The organism is Acinetobacter sp. TY2 (genome assembly GCF_046269225.1).
GTDB lineage: Bacteria > Pseudomonadota > Gammaproteobacteria > Pseudomonadales > Moraxellaceae > Acinetobacter.
Genome location: NZ_JBJZOR010000010.1, coordinates 112,100 through 132,930 on the forward strand (window position 1 = coordinate 112,100; position 20,831 = coordinate 132,930).

Here is a 20,831-nt window from a genome sequence, read left to right on the forward strand (position 1 = left end):
GATCGACATTGTATGAAATGTCGTTCTACATTTGCCATTCCCAAGGAGTAACACGGGTGCGTCAAGCAACAGTTTATATTGATAGTCAAGCGTTGCAATATAACTTAAATCGCGTTAAACAACTTGCGCCTACAGCTAAAATTGTTAGTATGATCAAAGCTAATGCCTATGGGCACGGCGTTAAAGACTGCTTAGATGCCTTAAGTGAAACCGATGCTTTTGGTGTCGCCCACCTTGAAGAAGCACTTGAAATTCGTGCATTAGGTTTTCAACAACCGATTACTCTCATTGAAGGGGTTTTCAGTGCCGATGAAATGGCAATTTCCATTGAGCAAAATATTGAAATTGTCGTACATCACCAAATTCAACTCGATTGGTTAAATGCACACAAAGATATCTATATCGCTAAAGGCTTAAAAGTTTGGGTCAAACTCAATAGTGGCATGAATCGTCTTGGTTTTAAATTTCCCGAGATCATTAATATTATTAATACATTAAAAGCCGATGGCTTTACGTGTGTTCTCGCAATGCATTTTGCCAATGCCGATGCTGAAAATCACCCACTAAATGAACAACAAAAAAATCAATTTTTAGATGTGAAAGAAGCTTGTGATCCAATCATGGCATCTTGCTGTAATTCTGCAGCAATTTTCAAATGGCCTGAATTGAATTTTGATTTTGTTCGTCCAGGTATTATGCTCTATGGTGCATCACCATTTACAGATAAATCGGTACAAGATCTAGACATCAAGCCTGTGATGACCTTTACCGCGGAAATCATTGCGCTCAATGAAATTCAAGCAGGTGAATCAGTTGGTTATGGTTCAACTTTTGTTGCTGAACAAGCCATGAATATTGCAATTGTTTCTATTGGTTATGGCGATGGCTATCCTCGTGCATTTCCAAAACAAAACTACGTCGCCATCAATGGTCAAACAACTCGTGTAATTGGTCGTGTCGCAATGGATATGATCGCTATTGATGTTACAGGTTTAAATGCCCCTTTAGGTACAATTGTTGAACTTTGGGGTAAAAACCGTTTAGTTGATGATGTTGCAGAAGCCAATGGAACCATTGGCTATGAGTTACTTTGTCGTATGAGTAATCGACCTGTGCGTAAAAAACTCTAATTTTCGCTCCTAAATAAGAAGCTAAGCCATGCTTGGTTTCTTATTTAAAGACTTAAACCTCAAATTTTAGACTGCTTATATGTTTAAACTATTTATACTTCAACAGCCTTTGCATCATATAAAAGTGTTAAAAACTCAGGCAAATCCTGTTCATTCAGCTTAAGCGGCTCAAAATAATCAAATCCTTTTTGTCGAAAAAATTGCTGTACTTGACTATTTCGACTGACATATTTCATTGACCACTGGCTAAAATGCATCTGCTCAATTGGATTACGACTCAAAATACGAATATCCATATGACGCGAATCTCGATACAGCTTCACCACTAGATTTTCAACAATCGACTGCTCACCTTCAATACACTGGAAGAAATAACGATCCGCAAAAAATAAAGCTCCATGCACATTATGCTTAATATTAAAATGACGTGCTTCATTCAAGATGTTACGTAAATCATTTAAAATATGTTTATCTGAAGCAGTTGCCTCACTTGCATAGCAGAGTTGAAATTTCATGATTTAATATCACTCAATTTTATTTTTATGATTGTTTTATAACCTAAGAACCAATTAAAAACAACTCAATGAAATAGCAGCAATGTTTTTCATTAGATTACATATGTACATTTTTATCTAACTACTGTTCATATCATCCTAATCTAAGCAAAGTAATCTGGAGTTGGCTTTGGCATTTCCTGCAATCCACTACGCAAAGTCTCCGACCATTGCTTACTAATACTCTGAAAATACTGATCATCTTCAGTAATTCGCTTACCTGTAGGCTGTTTTAAACTATCTTTAGTATAAATCAGGGCATCGAGTGGCATTCCAACCGATACATTTGAGCGCAATGTTGAATCAAAGGAAATTAGACTACAGCGTAATGCCTCGTCTAAGGGCATTTCATAATGCAGTGCACGATCTAAAATTGGTTTCCCATATTTACTTTCACCAATTTGAAAATAGGGCGTATCACGGGTAGCACAAATAAAATTACCTTGCGGATAAATATTATATAACTGCATCTCTGTACCCGAAATCTGCCCTGCGACCAAAATACTGCAAAAATAATTGCTCTGCTCTATAGGATCAGTCGTTACATCAGCAATTACTTTTTTCAATGTTTGTCCAACAAGTTCCGCCATTTCAAACATAGTATTCACGCTATACAAATGCGGTTCTTGTTTTAAAGCCAAATGATTTTCAAGATGCCCTATCACTGCCTGTGTAGTCGCTAAATTTCCCGATGTTTGTATACAGATAAAACGCTCGTTCTCCACCCCAAAAGTATAAAGTTTACGATAGACAGAAATATGATCAATTCCTGCATTGGTTCTTGTATCGCTGATAAAAACGAAACCATCTTGTAATCGCAGTGCACAGCAATATGTCATTTTGTTACCTTTTATTTTTATTCCGATGGCTCTAGTAGTTGAAATACATGTAAGTTATCGCGCTTATCTTAACAGGGAAGCACCTGAACAATCGAGTGCATTGTTTCAATTCCACCCCGTGTGCGTACACCACGTACTGGTGCAACATCCCAATAATCACGCCCCACAGCAACATAAATATGCGCTGATGGCTTAAACAATTGATTACTGACATCAAAACAATGCCAGTGCCCATCAAGCCAAATTTCAGCCCATGCGTGGCTCGCCAAATGAATCATATCGGTCACATATAAGTAGCCCGATACATAGCGTGCAGGAACACCCAATGCCTTACACATCGCAATAAAAACATGGCTGTGATCTTGACAAACACCCTGTCGATCATTAAATGATTGAATAGCACTGTGGGTCACCGAAGTACTTTCCGAAAGATAAGGCATCACGTGTAATACCGCTTGCGCAAGCTTTTTTAAATGCTCAAGACTAACATTTGGCACATATTTTTGTGCAAAATTGAGCATTTCAGCATTACATAAAGTCGTTTCTGTCATTTGCAAAAAAATACTTGGAGGTACTTGTGAAGCAATTCCAAAAAGATTATCAGGATTAATCTCCACCACGCCCTGCGCCATAATAAGCAATTGTTGATAATCTTCTACTTGCGTACTTGTCATCCATACATTGTCAAAAGCATCTTTACTCGATGCATTAACACCGGGAATACTCACATCCCAACTGTGTACATATTGGTGCTGATTACTCTGTGGCGACATGCGAACGTATTGGATACTGCGAGAAGCAGGCTCTGAGTAATGATAATGTGTTTGGTGATTAATCATCAGTTTCATAAGCGATCCAACGTAAAAATGTTGTGTATTTGTTCACTTAAAAGATAAAAATTCTGAACATCAATTTTTTGCTGTAACTGTTTCCAATACGGCTCTAAATGCTCAAAACCCAATGCTTGTAACAATATAATCAACGAGTCCAATTCAACAATTACAACCTCTATATGCTGCTTTAAACGTAGATGGTGATCCAACTGTTCTATTTTTTGTCCAAGGCTAAAAAATAAAAAAACCTCATGATTTTCTTCCGAATCAAGCACCTCACGACAATCTCCTGCAATATCGCAGATATACGTTCGGTTCTGTTCAGCCTCTCCAATCAATTGATTCAACTCAGCAAAAGAGCTTGCCGATAATACCCCACGTAAATCATGGATATTATTTTTTGCACATTGAAATTGTTGTTGAAATGATGCCTCTTGCGTTTCATCTTGCAGCAATACATTGAGCGATGCTGCATCAAAAACAGGTAGATAAAATGCATGAGCATATTCCACAGCACGATCATCATCGTTAAATGGAAACTGACTACAGGCATACTGTACACGCGCCAAATAACGACCTAACCAAAAAATATTTTGTGCATTTGAAGTTAGTAAAATCATAAAATCCCCCTGAATCTGCATTTAGGCATGTAAAGGATCAATAACCCATGTATCTTTAATCCCGCCACCTTGCGATGAGTTCACCACAAGTGAACCTTGCTTCATCGCCACACGGGTTAAGCCACCTGGTACAATTTCAGTGCGGTCAGGTGCACTCAGTACAAATGGACGCAAATCAATGTGACGTTCACCAATACCACTTTGCGTTAAAGTCGGCGATACCGATAAGTCCAAGGTCGGTTGTGCAATATAGTTTTGTGGTGTCTCTATTAATTTACTGCGAAACAAAGCAATTTGTTGTTCTGATGATTGTGGTCCAACTAACATGCCATAACCACCTGAACCTTGTGCTTCTTTGACCACCAATTTTTCAAGATTAGCGAGAACATAATCAAGCTGTTCAGCTTCACGACATTGATAGGTTGGAACATTTTTTAAAATAGGTGTTTCATTTAAATAATATTCAATCATTTTATCGACATAAGGATAAATAGATTTATCATCTGCCACCCCTGTACCTGGTGCATTAGCAATGACGACATTGTGTTTTAAGTAAGCCGACATTAAACCAGGAACGCCTAATGTACTGTCTGGCTTAAATGCTAAAGGGTCAATGAAGGCATCATCTAAACGGCGATAAATCACATGAACTTGTTGACGTCCACGAATGGTTTTCATATAAACTTTATCATTTTCAACAAATAAATCGAGCGATGTCACCAAAGGTATATCCATTTCTCGAGCAAGGAATGCATGCTCATAATATGCACTATTATAGCGCCCTGGCGTTAACACTACGATATTCGGTGTATCAACATGAGCATTTTCAGCCAAGACTGATTTGAGCAATTGCGGATAATGTTCAATACCTAATAAATGTTTTTCACACAATTCAGGCATCAGTTTTTGACTCATCTTACGGCTTTCAAGCATGTAAGACACACCTGATGGCGTACGAAGATTATCCTCAAGTACATAAAAATCTCCACTACCATCTCGAATAATATCGACACCACTAATTTGGCTATAAATCTTCCCATGTAAGTTATGCCCAATCATCATAGGTTGATATGCCTCATGACTCAGCACTTGAAGCTCAGGAATGATGCCTTCTTTAAGAATATGCCTATCATGATAAATATCATCTAAAAATAAATTCAAGGCTTTGACACGTTGTGTACAGCCTTGTGCAATATGGTTCCATTGTTTACGAGCGATGATGCGTGGAATCAGATCGAAAGGAATCGTACGCTCTATGCCTGAACTCTCACCATACACATTAAAAGTAATACCTTGATAGAGAAAATGCGTTTTCGCACTATCATTAAGTTGATGTAAAATCGTTAAACTATGTTGTGCTAACCACGCTTCTAAATGCTGTGTTGTTTCCACTGGTAGGCTTAAGTCATCGGTTAATTCATTAAAAAATTGTGATTTTATTTGTCCAAGTACATGTTGCGAATGGTGGCTCACATGACTGAGCTCACCTAAAATATTTCCCGTTACTGGTAAGAATTGTTCAAGGTTTAACTCTGTACTCATATTATCTTTAAGCATACAAACCTCGTTTCTTTGTTGTTGATTGTATGAGGGATATAGCAATAACAATGCCAACTCTACGGATTGCTACAGCAACTGATTTTAAACAGATGATAATCGAGGAACACACCTCTCTTTTAGCTTAAGCAGAGAATGAATTGTTTTCTAGTTGCGGAATGTGAATATTTTTCTTATTGTGTCATTCTAATGTTGTTCCTCAAATCTTATTTAATTGATTAATTATGCCTGCACAAGAAAAAGAAACGTCCAACAGCCTTTATCGTCAGTGGCAAATACTTTCCCGACTCTCTACAGGGAAATGGTTAGGCACACGTGAATTACAAGAAAGCCTCATCCGTGAAGGCATTGATATTAGTTTACGTACCATTCAGCGTGATTTAAATCAAATTGCACAACGCTTTCCAATTGAAAGCAACAAAACAGTGCCTCAGGGTTGGCGTTGGCGCTCAGATGCCCCTATTCAAAGTTTGCCCAATATGACGAGCTCTCAAGCAGTTACTTTTATGATGGTTGAGGAACATTTAAAGCATTTACTTCCACCAAGTCTAATTGATGAAATGAATCCTTGGTTTGATTTGGCACGGCGCAGCCTATCGAGCCAAAATAATGTGCGCCAATGGATTAATCGTGTTCGAATTGTTCCTGCTAGTCAGCCACTTATTCCCCCACTCGTTGAACGACAAGCACAGCAAGCTATTTATGAAGGTTTATTGCAGGATAAACAAATCGAATGTATTTATCGTTCACGAGGGCATCAAAGTGAAGAACGTAATTACACCCTTAATCCACTAGGGTTAGTACAAAAAGGTGCCATTATTTATCTGATCTGCACACGTTTAGATAAGTCAGATGTTCAAACCTTTGCCTTACATCGTTTTCAATCTGCAACTGTGTTAGATACTCGTGCTATGCATCCTGTAGATTTTGATATTGATAAATATATAGATTCAGGCGCTTTAGGTTTCCGTGTCGACTTCAACAAGCCCACTGAAAGTATTGAACTTAAATTATTCATGAATGAAAGTGATGCACTACATTTTAGTGAAAGCCAACTCAGCCATGCGCAAACCATCACACAACTCAATGATCAACTGTATGAAATCAGTGCTGTTGTTCCTTTTACTTCGCAATTAGTTTGGTGGTTACGTAGTTTTGGTCAAAAAATTGTGCGTATTGAACCCATTGAAGTTTTTAATGCAGTTCATGAAATTGAATAATGCCTTATTTTCATTTTGAAAAAAATCATGCAATAAAAAAGAGCCTGAATTCAGGCTCTTTTCATAGTTTTTTATTTTAGATTATTCAATTCATTTTTATTTATTCGATTTCTTTATTATTGATTAGATTTCACTATTTTATTGTCATTTTATCTTTCTAAATTTTGAAAATTAATGCCTGCAATGTCATATCACAAAAACTCTCATGGCTGTTAATACGGTATGACAGTACAGACATCAATATTTCATTAGCGATTTAAGTTGAATGATCAAGCTATACATGCAAGATCGCCACTGTTGTAACGGATTGATTTTTTAGTCATATCGTTCACCTCTGTTTGAAAGTAAGTTCAATTTAACCAAATTGTTTCATGCTGAGAAATAATTAAAAATGCTGAGTAATTTAATTAAACTTATTATGAAATTTTATTATTCGATAACATACACTTAACCCAATTTAATTTTAATTCGAAAAATTCAAACATAGACTGTAGTAACTTAAATTACTGAAATTAATTTTCTAACTTTTCAAAAAATTTAGGTAAGTATTCAAACCTATCACTCTAAATATCTTATTTATCACAATTTTCAGTTGATGTTACAGTTTTAATTTGAAATTTATTTCCCTTTTTCAAAACACATGCCCTTGTTGAAAATGATTTTTCTGTATGAATAATAAATTCATATGGTTTATTTATTTCAAGTAAATTTATTGGTACTAAAACACAGCTATCTTTTTTAAATGGAAATGAATGTTCTCTAAGTGTAATTTTTTTATCATAAATATTTGCATTACCCGTTGAGATAAAAGATTTCACCCAAATTAAGTAATACGAAGCATCTTTATTATTTTCATCTAAAAATGAATTTTTACTATTTGTATATAAGCAAATATTATCCTCTTTTACATCCAATGAAAGTGGGAGTTTATGAGCAGTTTTCTCATAATTACATCCATAAACAAATAAAAAAATAAATAAATAAACATTTTTTTTCATAAAATTAACTTTTTGGAAGTAAGTTCTTATCCGATGGATTTTGTAAAAAATCTACAAGAATTTGTTTTACATAAATTAATAATTGCAAACTACGTTGATGATGTGGTCTTTGAGGATTTTCTTTCTGTAAATAACAAGCATCATACCAAAACTCAATAATCCGTCCTTGTTGCTCAAAATTAAATTCACTAAATTTTTTCTTAGCATCTGCTCCACTTAAATCTGTAGCATAAGCTTTTAAATCACCATTCTTAGGAGTATCTGCTGTCCGAACAGTAGAAGTATAACCTCCCTTGCACAATTGATTAATTCCGTGCCAAACCGCATTTGTACCCAATTGGTACTGCCAGACATGGGTCATTTCATGAATAAACCAATGTTTATCTATTGCATCAAGTGCAATACTAAAATCAGGTGTGTTCATATATTCATTACTAGGTAAATGAATAAATCCCTCGGGTGTCATGGCATTACCTGTCAAAGCAGTTAAACCTAATAGTCCACCTCTGACAATTCTGACCTTGCTATAATCAATTGCATTTTTAAATACTTGCTGACATATGGCAATTTCACCACTGGTTAACAGCCGTTCTACATCCACCTGTAACGGTGTAGGATTGTTTGCAGCATCAGCACGCATTTTTCGCATTTTTGCAACGCCAATAACCACACTACCCATTATCATCACTCCCATCAGTAATATGAATTTCTATTTCATCATTTTCCATACCACTAATTAGTTGTGTCATACCATCTTCATCTGTATGGCCTCTAAGTACAAGATAACCGTTTTTATATATTTCATATTCTCCATTGCGAATGACTTCATCTGTATTTTGACTACGCAATAAAAATCGTTCTGCAAATTCATGAGTAGGCTGATCAAGTATCAATTGAGTCAGGAACTCTTTACCTAAAGCAATACCACCTGTATCGGCAAAAGCAAGACTTTGATTCGCAATAAAACTTGCCCCACAGGATGTCCTATTTCCTTCAAAAATAATTTTTCGCCCCATAGCTGTCTTAGTACTGTCTGTGCCTAGAGCAAAAACCATTTTTTTACATAGAGGACAAAAGTGTTGCATACCATCTAAATGAACTTTCTTTCCATCAATAGTAAAAGTATCTAATACTTCTGTAACAACACCACCATGAGTTGTTGTAGCATTTTTTGTTATAAATTCTTTCATTTTTCTCTAATTGTTCTATATCTGATCTAATTAATATACACGAAATTCAAATACGATACTTGCACCACTGAATATTAACAAATAAACCTACAAAGCCTCATTTCTTTTTAAAAATATGAAAAAACCCGCACTAAGCGGGTTTTTTACAACTTTAAAAAGTCTTATGCAGATTTTTTCGCTGCATTATTCTTACGTATCGTAATCATAATCAACTGAACAGCCGCAGGTGTTACACCCGGAATACGCCCTGCTTGACCTAAAGTTTCAGGACGAACATCTTTCAACTTCAAAGTAATTTCACGAGACAAGCCCGAAACGACATCATAATCAAATTCAGCAGGAATACGAGTTTCTTCCAGACGCTTCATTTGAGCAACATCTTCTTGCTGACGATTGATATAACCTGCATATTTCACCGCAATTTCAATTTGCTCACCAACAAATGCAGAAACCTCAGAACCCGTAATTTCAGCAATTTGCGCAAAGTTGATATTTGGACGTTTCAATAAATCAATCGCATTGGTTTCTTTAGACAAGTCATCACCTGTCAAATCAACGAATTTTTTACCCAATGGATTATTTGGCGCAGCCCAAAGATGTTGTAAACGACCCGTTTCTTTTTCTACTGCTTCCATTTTTTCACAATACACATTCCAACGCTCATCATCCACCAAGCCCATTTCACGACCAATGGCTGTTAAACGCTGATCCGCATTGTCTTCACGAAGCATCAAACGATATTCCGCACGTGAGGTAAACATACGGTATGGTTCTTTCGTACCTAAAGTAATCAAGTCATCCACAAGAACGCCCATATACGCTTCATCACGTTTTGGTGTCCATTGCTCCTGATCCCATGCACGGCGAGCAGCATTTAAACCTGCCAATAAACCTTGTGCACCAGCTTCTTCATAACCTGTCGTACCGTTAATTTGACCAGCAAAGTACAAGTTATTAATAGCTTTGGTTTCTAAAGAGAATTTTAATGCTTGAGGATTAAAATAATCATATTCAATCGCATAACCTGGACGAAGAATGTGCGCATTCTCCATACCACGAATTGAACGCACCAATTCAAACTGAACATCAAACGGTAACGATGTCGAAATACCATTTGGATAAAGTTCATGTGTATCCAAGCCTTCAGGCTCCAAGAACACTTGATGCGAATTTTTATCGGCGAATTTATGAATTTTATCTTCAATCGATGGGCAATAACGTGGACCTACACCCTCAATCACACCTGTATACATTGGTGAACGATCTAAACCACCACGGATAATATCGTGCGTTTTTTCGTTTGTATGCGTGATATAACAATTCACTTGTTCAGGATGCATTGATGCATCACCCATGAACGACATAGTCGGCGATGGAAAATCACCTGGTTGCGGTGTCATTACAGAGAAATCAACCGAACGCGCATCAATACGTGGTGGTGTACCTGTTTTTAAGCGACCCACTGGTAAATTTAATTCACGTAAACGTGCCGCCAATGAAATTGACGGTGGATCACCGGCGCGACCACCTGAAGACTGATTCAAACCAACGTGAATGATTCCGCCCAAAAAAGTACCTGAGGTAAGGACAACGGTTTTCGCTTCAAAACGAATCCCCATTTGTGTCACAACACCTTTTACAGTATCTCCTTCAAGAATCAAATCATCTGCTGATTGTTGGAAAATATCCAAATTGGCTTGGTTTTCTAAAACATCACGAATCGCAGCTTTATAACGGATACGGTCGGCTTGCGCACGTGTCGCACGAACCGCTGCACCTTTACGTGAGTTTAAAATACGGAACTGAATACCACCTTTATCGGCAGCCAAAGCCATCGCACCACCAAGGGCATCAATTTCACGCACTAAATGCGATTTACCAATACCACCAATGGCAGGGTTACAACTCATCTGCCCTAAAGTTTCAATGTTGTGTGTTAATAGTAGTGTCTGTCGCCCCATACGCGCCGCAGCCAATGCTGCTTCCGTACCTGCGTGACCGCCACCGATCACAATGACATCGTATACTTTAGGATAATGCATAGTCGTAAAAAGGAGATTAAAAATGACTGACTATTGTAGCAAAATTTTGAATTGAGTTTTGCTCTGTTTTTAATTTTTATTGCACTCATCAATTATTAAGAAATAATAACATTATTACACTCCGTGACATTCTGTTGCAAAATATCGTAAAAAGTTCATATTAATAATGAAAAAAGAAAATTATGATTAAAATTCAGTCCATTTAGGATGATGTGATATATCCAAGTTTTTCTCAAATTGAATGATTCTCAAATCTAATGAAAGGAAATACATGATGAATACCACTATTGCAAAAATTATTTCATCAGCACTACTTTGTGTTGCTACGGTTTCTTTTGCACATGCCAAAGATACCGCTTCTCAAAATGAAGTGAAGAAACAAATCCAAATCTGTAGTAAGAAAAAACAAGGGGATTGGGTTGTATATGCTAACAAAGGTGTAATTTTTAACGGCACCTGCGAACCTAATGAAAATGGTAAACTTCAATTTCACTTCCCTGCACCTCCAGGTGGTGCAACTCAATAACCTTTAAGGTAAGCACTCTGGTGTAATACTAAAGGGATTGAGAAAATTATTGGCAAAATCTACCTATATGCTTTTATTTCTATAATTCAATTAAAATCTAGATATCCGCTTGAAATATATGCTTCCACACTTAAAGTTTCTATAAAGTTACTTTTCCTATATATCTTCAGGCGAATATCTATTTAATTTTATGAATTACTTTGCCTGCCGACAACCAATCTACCCTCTATTAATACAAATGATAAAGTCATTCGCTTAGACAATCATTCGTTAAAAAATTAACTTAAAATTTTCCATCAATTTTAAATCTTCTCTAAGTTAATCATTTTTTATTTTTATCCATTTTTTATAACCGTCCAATCACTTAAATAATGATGGTTTTGCCTTACATGAGAAAATACCTACTTTATATATTAAGGCACAAAAAACCTACCCAAATAAGAATAAATACATTAGTTTAAAGAAGATTAATTTTATAAAAAAACAAAAAGGATAGAACCACATGGATTCCGGAATTATCACCATCATGCTGCCTTTGGCATTATCTATTATTATGATCGGACTAGGTCTAGAGCTAACCCCTAAAGATTTCGCTCGAGTTAGCAAACATCCTAAAGCTGTTTTAATTGCACTTTTTTGCCAATTGATACTTTTGGTTAGCATCGCCTTTATGATCTGCAAAATACTTGCACTGCCACCACTTTTATCTGTTGGTCTCATGTTATTGGCAGCATCACCAGGAGGGAGTACCGCAAATCTGTTCAGTTACTTATTTAAAGGTGATATTGCGCTCAATATTACTCTGACGGCAATTAACTCTGTAATCGCAGCCTTCACCCTACCATTAATTATGAATTTTTCGATTCAATACTTTATGAATGATGGGCAACAAATCAGCTTAGAGTTCAGTAAAATTCTACAAGTATTCGGCATTATTATTATACCCGTCTGTATTGGTATGCTGATTCGTCACTATGCGCCACATTTCACCGAAAAATTAAATAAACCATTACGTATTTTTGCCGTCGTTTTCCTTGTACTCATTATTATTGGTGCAATTGCCAAAGAACGAACTCAAATTATGCAATATTTAACCCAAGTAGGTTTAGCAACAGTGATTTTCTGCCTATGCAGCCTAACCATTGGTTATTTTGTCCCACGTATGTTGGGTATCAATACGGCACAAGCGCGTGCTTGCGCATTTGAAATTGGCATTCATAACAGTACATTAGCAATGACGATTGCCCTTACAGTGATGGCTAGCAGTACCATTGCAATGCCTGCAGCAGTGTATTCTATTTTCATGTATGTTTTTGCAGCATTGTTTGGTTTTGCACTGAATCGATTTACCGAACAACCATCAATTGAAAATACGGCATCATCACATTAACTTATTACATGGACTGTAATTTATAAAGATATAAACAATAAGGGATCCCCATTTCTCTAAGATTTGAGGTGTCGTTCTGTTGTTGCATCCGTTACAATAGCCGACTGATGAAAATATATTTAGGTTATAACTCGTGAAGTGGTTACAAATTCATATTACTGTTGAACAAGCTCAAGTTGATTTTACTGAAACATTACTTAGCTCTCTTGGAGCAGTGAGTGTCACTTTAGATGATGCTGAAAATCAAGATTTACTTGAACCACTTCCGGGCGAAACACCGCTTTGGAATAAAGTCATTGTAACGGGTATTTATGCACAAGAAGAAGGTGAAGAAATTGATGTTTCAGCTTTAGAAACATTTATTCGCACCCAGCTTCCTACTGAACCAATGCGTAGCGAGTTTATGGAAGACCAAGAATGGGAACGTACATGGATGGATGCGTATGAGCCGATTCAAATTGCAGAAAAATATTGGATTGTTCCTGAATGGATGGAAGCACCTGAAGCCGATGCTGTAAACATCAAACTTGATCCAGGCTTGGCTTTTGGTACAGGTAACCATGCTTCGACATTCTTATGCCTACAATGGTTAGGTAAAACTGACGTCAAAGATAAAATTGTCATCGATTATGGTTGTGGCTCAGGTATTTTAGGCGTTGCTGCATTACTTTTAGGTGCTAAAAAAGTCTATGCAACTGATATTGATCCACAAGCTGTACTTGCAACCAAACAAAATGCTGAACTCAATGGCGTACTTGAAAATCTGTATGTTGGCTTACCTGAAGAGTTTAATATTGAACTTAAAGACGAAAAAGCAGATGTTTTTGTTGCTAACATTCTTGCAGGTCCTCTCATGATGCTTGCTAAAGAGTTCTCAACTTTGATTAAATCTGATGGCGAGTTCGCACTTGCTGGTGTAATTGAAGAGCAAGTATCTGATGTTTCTGATGTTTATTCTGAATTTTTTGATATATTAGAAGTAGAAAAACGAGATGAAACTTGGTGTCGTATTTCAGGTAAACGAAAATAACATCATAAGAGTATTGTGTACGTATGACTGACAAGCAAACCATTTGCCCCAACTGTAAAACGACCTATAAAGTTTCAGTACCACAACTTACTGTTGCTCAGGGTATGGTGTCTTGTCCAAAATGCAATACTGACTTTAATGCGTTGCTCAATCTTTCACAGAATGGGCAACTCATTACTTCTGTAAAATCAAAGCAAAATGCTGAACCTGTTCCTGTAAATGTTCAGACATCAGAAAGTGTAGTTGAACAAAACAATACTGACGATCTAGATCAACCACACAACACAACACATACGAATGCATCTACAACAGAAAATACGACACTTGATTTGATCACTTCTGCTAGAACTGAAATCTCCGGTATCACAGAACAATCGACTCCAACACATACCAAAATTTCAGCAGTCCCTGTTCCTGAGCAGAAGGTTTACCATGAAACTAGTGTGCTTGAAATTTTTGACCGTAAAGTTGAAAACTCAAATATTGATTTACGCACTTATTTAAATAGCCTCAATCAATTTAATCTTGATCCATTGACCAACATTCCCTCGCTTAACCTTTCAGCAGGACAAGCGCATGGGCATACCTATAGTCAACAGGAACGCTTTGAAGCGCGTAAACCGTTGTATTATTTTTGTTGGAGTTTAATCAACATTGCTCTCTTACTTGTACTTGTTTTTCAAATCCTGTGGTTCAATCCTGCTTTATTAGACAAACATCCTGCTTTACACTCAGCATTTAATACAACATGTAATCTCTTAAACTGTGACACCATTGATGATCGTTACAATCAAATTCGTGTTGAGAACATTAAAGTACAAAGAATAGGTAAATCGAGCACTCAGTTTTCAGGATCTCTGTTAAATACCTACAAAAAGAGTTTAGAAGTCCCGATCATTAAACTCACACTCAAAGCTCAAGGTCAAACGATTTTAACGCAAACCATTACTGCTAAAGATTATCTCAATGAAAGCCTCAGTGGTATTAATCGCATCCCATCAAATAGCCCATATAAATTCAAATTTACAATTGACAAATCACGAAATGCATTTGATGAGTATTATCTTGAAATAATTCATCCTTAAAAGTAGAAAAAACATAAAAAAAGTGAAAAAAAATGTAGTTTTCTTGCTCATTTTTTCTAAGACAATGGTATGATACGCGCCACGAAAGCTTTGTCCTGCAAACTCCTCGCAATTTTAGAAAACAAATACAGTCTAATGATGTGCTTTATATTTGAATATCGCGCACGTAGATTGTTTTTTTGCCCAAAAGAGCGTTGTAACAAATTTTAAACTATTGTTACGCTTATTTTTCGCTCAATTGCACGAATTGTGGCAAGCTAAAGTTCTTGTTTTAGAGCCAACGTTTTAGGATCTAAAACGGGGCTCAGATTTTTTTAGACCTCATTGTTATATCACTTTACCCAAGTGGTATCTGATTTTTCGGATTAATTCGCATGAATAGCAAATCTCCTATTTTTACTGCACAGTCTGATGTTGCTCTACGTATTCACGTAGACCGCGCAGTTCGCCACTACTTTGCACAGTTACAAGGTGAACAACCATCTCAAGTTTATGACATGGTGCTTGCAGAAATGGAGAAACCTCTTTTATCTGTCGTTCTTGAATATACGCGTGGGAATCAGACACGCGCTGCCGAGATTCTCGGACTAAACCGCGGAACTTTACGTAAAAAGTTGAAAGCTCACGGTTTAATGAGTGAATAAATGATAAAATGCTTGCGGCTTCCGCAGGCATTTTTTTTAACCTGCTTTTGCTTAGCTATTCAATCTCTAGACTTAAATACTGTTGACGAAGATCATGACTATTAAACGCGCTTTAATCTCTGTTTCTGATAAAACCGGGATCGTTGAATTTGCCCAGAACCTTGTTGCTCTTGGGGTGGAAATTTTATCTACGGGTGGTACATACAAGTTGCTTAAAGACAACAATGTTGCCGTAGTTGAAGTTTCAGAGCACACTGGCTTCCCTGAAATGATGGATGGTCGTGTCAAAACACTGCATCCTAAAATTCACGGTGGTATCTTGGCTCGTCGTGGTCTAGACGAAGCTGTTATGGCTGAACACAACATCGATGCGATCGATCTTGTCATTGTGAACCTTTATCCATTTGCTGAAACTGTTGCAAAACCAAACTGTTCACTTGCTGATGCGATTGAAAATATCGACATCGGTGGTCCAACAATGGTTCGTGCAGCTGCTAAAAATCATGCATCTGTAGGTATTATTGTTAATGCATCTGACTATGCAACTGTTGTTGCTGAAATTAAAGCCGAAGGTGCTTTATCTCACGCAACGCGTTTTGACTTAGCTGTTAAAGCATTTGAGCATACAGCTCAGTATGATGGCATGATTGCATCTTACTTAGGCGCTCGTGTAGGTAAAGACGAAGGTCAAGCTGATAAGTTTGCACGCACTTTCAATACTCAGCTCAATAAAGTTCAAGATTTACGTTACGGTGAAAATCCGCATCAATCTGCTGCATTCTATGTAGAATCAACAGCAACTGAAGCTTCTGTTTCAACTGCGAAACAGCTTCAAGGTAAAGAATTGTCTTATAACAACATTGCAGACACTGATGCTGCGCTTGAATGTGTTAAGTCATTCGCTAAGCCTGCTTGTGTCATCGTAAAACATGCAAACCCATGTGGCGTTGCAGTTTCTTTAGATGGTATTGCAGCCGCTTATGATCTTGCATATGCAACCGATCCTGAATCTGCATTCGGTGGCATCATTGCATTCAACCGTGAATTAGACGTTGCAACTGCTCAAGCAATTGTAGACCGTCAATTCGTTGAAGTAATCATTGCTCCAAGTATTGCGGATGGCGTACTTGAAGTAACAGGCGCGAAGAAAAACGTCCGTGTACTTGTATGTGGTGAACTTCCTGCAATTGATTCACGTCAATCTCAACTTGATTACAAACGTGTGAATGGCGGTTTATTGGTTCAAGATCAAGACTTAGGCATGATCACTAAAGATGATCTCAAAGTTGTGACTAAGGTTGCACCAACGGATGCTGAAATTGATGACATGATTTTCGCTTGGAAAGTTGCGAAATATGTAAAATCGAATGCGATTGTTTATGCTAAAGGGCGTCAAACTATTGGTGTCGGTGCAGGTCAAATGAGCCGTGTAAACTCTGCTCGTATTGCTGCCATCAAAGCTGAACATGCAGGTTTAGTGGTTGAAGGTGCAGTTATGGCATCTGATGCATTCTTCCCATTCCGTGATGGTATTGATAATGCTGCTAAAGCAGGAATCAAATGTATCATTCAGCCGGGTGGTTCTATGCGTGATGAAGAAACGATTGCAGCTGCGGATGAAGCTGGCATTGCAATGGTCTTCACAGGTATGCGTCATTTCCGTCATTAATTGATTAAAAGTCATATTTATTAATCCCCCTAAATCCCCCTTTGTGACAAAGGGGGAATTTTCACAAATAAAGGTATGTTTTTATTGGTGAAGCCCCTTTTTTTTACAGGGTGAGAAGCATGGCTTCGCAAGGTGGGATTCTTTTCTTTAAGGGATTTTTAGATGAACATTTTAGTTTTGGGTAATGGCGGTCGTGAACATGCACTTGCATGGAAAATCGCTCAAGATGAAAAAGTTGCCAAAGTTTTTGTAGCCCCTGGCAACGCAGGTTCTGCAACTGAAAATAAATGTGAAAATGTTGCCTTAAACATTTTAGACAATGCAGCAATTATCGACTTTGCTAAAAATAATGCTGTTGATTTAGTTATTGTTGGGCCTGAAGCACCTCTTGTAAATGGTGTGGTTGATGCAGGTCGAGAAGCAGGTCTTAAAATTTGGGGACCAACTCAATTTGCGGCGCAACTTGAAGGCTCTAAGGCATTCGCAAAACACTTCCTTAAACGCCACAATATTCCAACTGCTTTCTATGACGTATTCACTGAAGTTGATGCAGCCAAAGCCTTTGTTGAAAAAAATGGTGCGCCAATTGTGATCAAGGCTGATGGTCTTGCAGCAGGTAAAGGCGTAATCGTTGCCATGACCAATCAAGAAGCATTCGATGCCATTGATGACATGCTTGCAGGCAATAAGTTTGGAGATGCAGGTTCTCGTGTCGTCATCGAAGAATTTTTAGATGGTGAGGAAGCATCTTTCATTTGTATGATTGATGGTGACAACATTTTACCAATGGCGACTTCTCAAGATCACAAACGTATCTTTGAAGGCGATCAAGGTCCAAATACAGGCGGTATGGGTGCTTACTCTCCTGCTCCTGTTGTAACTGCTGACGTTTTCGAAAAAGCCATGAACGAAGTGATGCGTCCTACCGTTGAAGGCATGAAAAAAGACGGTCATGTATACACTGGCTTCTTATACGCAGGCTTGATGATTGATGCTCAAGGTCAACCTAAAGTCATCGAATTCAACTGTCGTTTTGGCGATCCTGAAACTCAACCCATCATGATGCGCTTAAAATCATCTTTGGTCGATCTGGTTGAAGCAGGTCTTGCAGGTAACTTACCTGCCAAAGCTGAATGGGATGAGCGTAAAACTGTCGGTATCGTTCTTGCATCTAAAGGCTATCCTGAAACATCAAGCAATGATGATGTGATTTCTGGTTTAGATACTGAAATGGCAGATGCAAAAATCTTCCATGCAGGAACGAAAGCACTTGAAAATGGCGACATTGTAACTGCGGGTGGTCGTGTACTATGCGTAACAGCTTTGGGTAATACCATTGGTGAAGCACAAGCCAAAGCATTAGAGCTTTGTCAAAAAGTAACTTTTGATGGTGTTCAATATCGTAAAGATATTGGTTACCGTGCAATTGCTCGTGAAAATGCTTAACTTTGTTTTATGACATAAAGTTTTAGGTATTTAAGAACCCGCTTAGGCGGGTTTTTTATTGCTCATTCAACCCAAAAGATCACAAACATTTCATATACACTTCACCTCAAATTGACACTAATATAGGATTATCATTGCAATATCCTTTGAATTTGCTTTATGTATATTTCTCTTTTTTTTACATTTTTTTTAATGATTCCAATAGGATTCATCATATCAAAATTTGATCAACAGTATAAAAACACTTACATTCACCTATTTACAAAGCATTGTTTTTGGATCGTAATTTCACTTCTACCATTTATCTGGTACATATTTATTATAGATTTAGGACAAAATAATGCTAATGGTTCCGCTGCACTAGGAGAAGCTATAATTATACTTATTTCACCATTTTTAGTAATTTCTATTTTTCTCCTAGGACACGTTTGTTTCATTGCCACATTCATGTGCATACATCACATGGCTCAGAAAATCCATAAGAAAACTACCAGTTTTATGCCGAGCATTATCCTCAGTGTATTGCTGATCATTATCTTATTAGAGCTGATTTGGTGGGAAGTTTTTAGTTCAGAAAATTCCACTTCGCATTTATACATGGAATATCGTAATACTCACCTTCCCTTGGCTACCTGTTATTGGAGCAATTTTGATTAAAAATAGATAGAATAGAAAAAACTTTAATAGAATTAGACATTTTTCACGACTAGACGACTCAAATTATTTATATCTAAAAATAAGATAACAACCTAAAAAAAACTTATATATTATGAATAAGTATAAAATACAACCACTTTTCTTAGTACAGTCAATAAAAGTATTTGTTTTACTTATCAAATTATTCAAAATATAGACATATGATAAACTCAACCCCATTTGTCGTAGCATGCACAAGCTACTATGTATAAGATAAATTTATTGATATGATTAACAAATCTTTAGAGATTGTTTTCCAAAATAATTTTATTCTTTTGAATAGCATTCAACAATAAAATAGCATGGTTCTCAATCAATAAAACCCATTTTAACTGGAAGTGATTTCCGGCAATAATTGAATTTCGACATCCGTGTCGAGAATGTCATACTTCTATAAAAAGCAGGCATTTCCTCTTTCAGGACACAAACATGAAAAAGCTATTTAGCGTACTGTTCAGCGCATCTGTGCTCACCCTTAGCGCATGTGGTAAACAAGAAGCACCAAAAACAGAAACAACTGAAGCGAAAGCAGGCGCAGAACAAACTGTTGTTATGGCATCAACAGGTTCAGATGCTGATATTTGGCGTTATATTGCAACTTTACCTGAAACAAAAGCCGCAGGTATTAAGCTTGAAGTGAAAAACTTCACTGACTATGTTGCAATGAACACTGCCGTTGCTAATAAAGAAGTGGACATCAATGCTTTCCAATCGTATGCATACCTTGTTGCGTTCAATGAGTCGAATAAAGACAAAATTGCTCCAATTGCAACTACATATTTAGAGCCAATGGGTATTTACTCAACTAAAGTTAAAAAAGTTGAAGATTTCGCTCAAGGCGCAACCATTGCCATTCCAAATGATGGTGCAAATGAATCTCGCGCATTATTACTTTTACAATCTGCAGGCTTAGTGAAGCTTAAAGATGGTTTTGATACCGTAAAAGGTACACCTGCTGATATTACTGAAAATGTGAAGAAAATTGTGATTAAACCGATTCAAATGGCAACTGCGGTACGTGCCAAAGATGAGGTTGATGCGATTATTTTAGGTAATACTTTGGCAATGGAAGGCGGCTTAAATGTATTAAAAGATTCAATTTATTATGAGCCAACCGATCAAAGCACAAAAATGAATGTGAACGTACTCGCTGTGGCTGAATCTCGTAAAGATGATGCTGTACTGAAAAAAGTCGGTGAACTTTATCATGTTGCGGCTGTAGGCAAATATGTTCAAGAACACTTTGGCGGAACTAAAGTCGATGTAAATAAACCTGTAAGCTATCTTACAGAATCAAAATAGTTTTATAATAAGATCAACCAAACAGGCAAAGAAGATTTGCCTGTTTTTTCATTTTTGCAT

19 protein-coding genes are annotated in these 20,831 nt (G+C 37.0%); 10 read left to right on the forward strand and 9 right to left on the reverse strand.

What is annotated here, in order from left to right; translation table 11 throughout:
* Positions 1–56: 56 nt before the first annotated feature.
* The gene (gene alr, locus ACK1JC_RS08535; RefSeq protein WP_409511436.1) at positions 57–1,130 is read left to right on the forward strand and encodes an alanine racemase; all 1,074 of its coding nucleotides are present in this window, start codon (positions 57–59) and stop codon (positions 1,128–1,130) included.
* Positions 1,131–1,222: 92 nt separating this feature from the next.
* On the opposite strand, the gene ACK1JC_RS08540 is transcribed toward alr, so the two are convergent.
* From ACK1JC_RS08540 to ACK1JC_RS08560, 5 genes are all read right to left on the reverse strand, one after another.
* Complete coding sequence (locus ACK1JC_RS08540) at positions 1,223–1,645, reverse strand: BLUF domain-containing protein (protein WP_409511437.1); 423 nt, start codon at positions 1,643–1,645, stop codon at positions 1,223–1,225.
* Between the two features lie 143 nt (positions 1,646–1,788).
* Positions 1,789–2,523 (reverse strand): peptidase, encoded by a 735-nt coding sequence (locus tag ACK1JC_RS08545; RefSeq protein WP_409511438.1) that lies wholly within the window; start codon positions 2,521–2,523, stop codon positions 1,789–1,791.
* A 68-nt stretch (positions 2,524–2,591) separates the two neighbouring features.
* Positions 2,592–3,371 (reverse strand): transglutaminase domain-containing protein, encoded by a 780-nt coding sequence (locus ACK1JC_RS08550; RefSeq protein WP_409511439.1) that lies wholly within the window; start codon positions 3,369–3,371, stop codon positions 2,592–2,594.
* Positions 3,368–3,976 carry an alpha-E domain-containing protein gene (locus ACK1JC_RS08555; protein ID WP_409511440.1) on the reverse strand — a complete coding sequence of 203 codons (609 nt, stop codon included), beginning with the start codon at positions 3,974–3,976 and terminating at the stop codon, positions 3,368–3,370. Before ACK1JC_RS08555 ends, ACK1JC_RS08550 begins: the two co-directional genes overlap by 4 nt.
* A 21-nt stretch (positions 3,977–3,997) precedes the next feature.
* A complete protein-coding gene (locus tag ACK1JC_RS08560) occupies positions 3,998–5,533 on the reverse strand; it encodes a circularly permuted type 2 ATP-grasp protein (protein ID WP_409511441.1) in 1,536 nt (511 codons plus the stop codon).
* Positions 5,534–5,757: 224 nt separating this feature from the next.
* Here ACK1JC_RS08560 and ACK1JC_RS08565 point away from each other — a divergent pair, with 224 nt between their 5' ends.
* Positions 5,758–6,753, forward strand: a complete 996-nt coding sequence (locus ACK1JC_RS08565) for a helix-turn-helix transcriptional regulator (RefSeq protein WP_409511442.1) — start codon at positions 5,758–5,760, stop codon at positions 6,751–6,753.
* 572 nt (positions 6,754–7,325) lie between these two features.
* Here the strand turns inward: ACK1JC_RS08565 and ACK1JC_RS08570 are convergent.
* The 4 genes from ACK1JC_RS08570 to mnmG form a co-directional block, all read right to left on the reverse strand.
* Positions 7,326–7,751: an NF045616 family extracytoplasmic (lipo)protein gene (locus ACK1JC_RS08570; RefSeq protein ID WP_409511443.1), complete on the reverse strand. Its 426-nt coding sequence runs from the start codon at positions 7,749–7,751 to the stop codon at positions 7,326–7,328.
* Between the two features lie 4 nt (positions 7,752–7,755).
* Entirely contained in the window at positions 7,756–8,430 is a 675-nt protein-coding gene (locus tag ACK1JC_RS08575) for a zinc protease (protein WP_409511444.1), read from the reverse strand.
* Complete coding sequence (locus ACK1JC_RS08580) at positions 8,423–8,941, reverse strand: PAAR domain-containing protein (RefSeq protein WP_409511445.1); 519 nt, start codon at positions 8,939–8,941, stop codon at positions 8,423–8,425. Before ACK1JC_RS08580 ends, ACK1JC_RS08575 begins: the two co-directional genes overlap by 8 nt.
* A 161-nt stretch (positions 8,942–9,102) precedes the next feature.
* Complete coding sequence (gene mnmG / locus ACK1JC_RS08585) at positions 9,103–10,983, reverse strand: tRNA uridine-5-carboxymethylaminomethyl(34) synthesis enzyme MnmG (protein WP_409511446.1); 1,881 nt, start codon at positions 10,981–10,983, stop codon at positions 9,103–9,105.
* A 274-nt stretch (positions 10,984–11,257) separates the two neighbouring features.
* Here mnmG and ACK1JC_RS08590 point away from each other — a divergent pair, with 274 nt between their 5' ends.
* The 8 genes from ACK1JC_RS08590 (at position 11,258) to ACK1JC_RS08625 (ending at position 20,771) form a co-directional block, all read left to right on the forward strand.
* Positions 11,258–11,509 (forward strand): hypothetical protein, encoded by a 252-nt coding sequence (locus ACK1JC_RS08590; protein ID WP_409511447.1) that lies wholly within the window; start codon positions 11,258–11,260, stop codon positions 11,507–11,509.
* A 502-nt stretch (positions 11,510–12,011) separates the two neighbouring features.
* Positions 12,012–12,899: a bile acid:sodium symporter family protein gene (locus ACK1JC_RS08595; protein WP_409511448.1), complete on the forward strand. Its 888-nt coding sequence runs from the start codon at positions 12,012–12,014 to the stop codon at positions 12,897–12,899.
* 133 nt (positions 12,900–13,032) lie between these two features.
* Positions 13,033–13,929 (forward strand): 50S ribosomal protein L11 methyltransferase, encoded by an 897-nt coding sequence (prmA, locus tag ACK1JC_RS08600; protein ID WP_409511449.1) that lies wholly within the window; start codon positions 13,033–13,035, stop codon positions 13,927–13,929.
* Between the two features lie 23 nt (positions 13,930–13,952).
* Entirely contained in the window at positions 13,953–15,014 is a 1,062-nt protein-coding gene (locus ACK1JC_RS08605; protein ID WP_409511450.1) for a zinc-ribbon and DUF3426 domain-containing protein, read from the forward strand.
* Between the two features lie 374 nt (positions 15,015–15,388).
* On the forward strand, positions 15,389–15,658 hold the full coding sequence (gene fis, locus ACK1JC_RS08610) for a DNA-binding transcriptional regulator Fis (protein ID WP_001086304.1): 270 nt from the start codon (positions 15,389–15,391) through the stop codon (positions 15,656–15,658).
* 94 nt (positions 15,659–15,752) lie between these two features.
* A complete protein-coding gene (gene purH, locus ACK1JC_RS08615) occupies positions 15,753–17,327 on the forward strand; it encodes a bifunctional phosphoribosylaminoimidazolecarboxamide formyltransferase/IMP cyclohydrolase (protein ID WP_409511451.1) in 1,575 nt (524 codons plus the stop codon).
* A gap of 162 nt (positions 17,328–17,489) precedes the next feature.
* Positions 17,490–18,773 (forward strand): phosphoribosylamine--glycine ligase, encoded by a 1,284-nt coding sequence (purD, locus tag ACK1JC_RS08620; RefSeq protein ID WP_409511452.1) that lies wholly within the window; start codon positions 17,490–17,492, stop codon positions 18,771–18,773.
* A gap of 1,125 nt (positions 18,774–19,898) precedes the next feature.
* On the forward strand, positions 19,899–20,771 hold the full coding sequence (locus ACK1JC_RS08625; protein ID WP_409511453.1) for a MetQ/NlpA family ABC transporter substrate-binding protein: 873 nt from the start codon (positions 19,899–19,901) through the stop codon (positions 20,769–20,771).
* Positions 20,772–20,831: the final 60 nt, after the last annotated feature.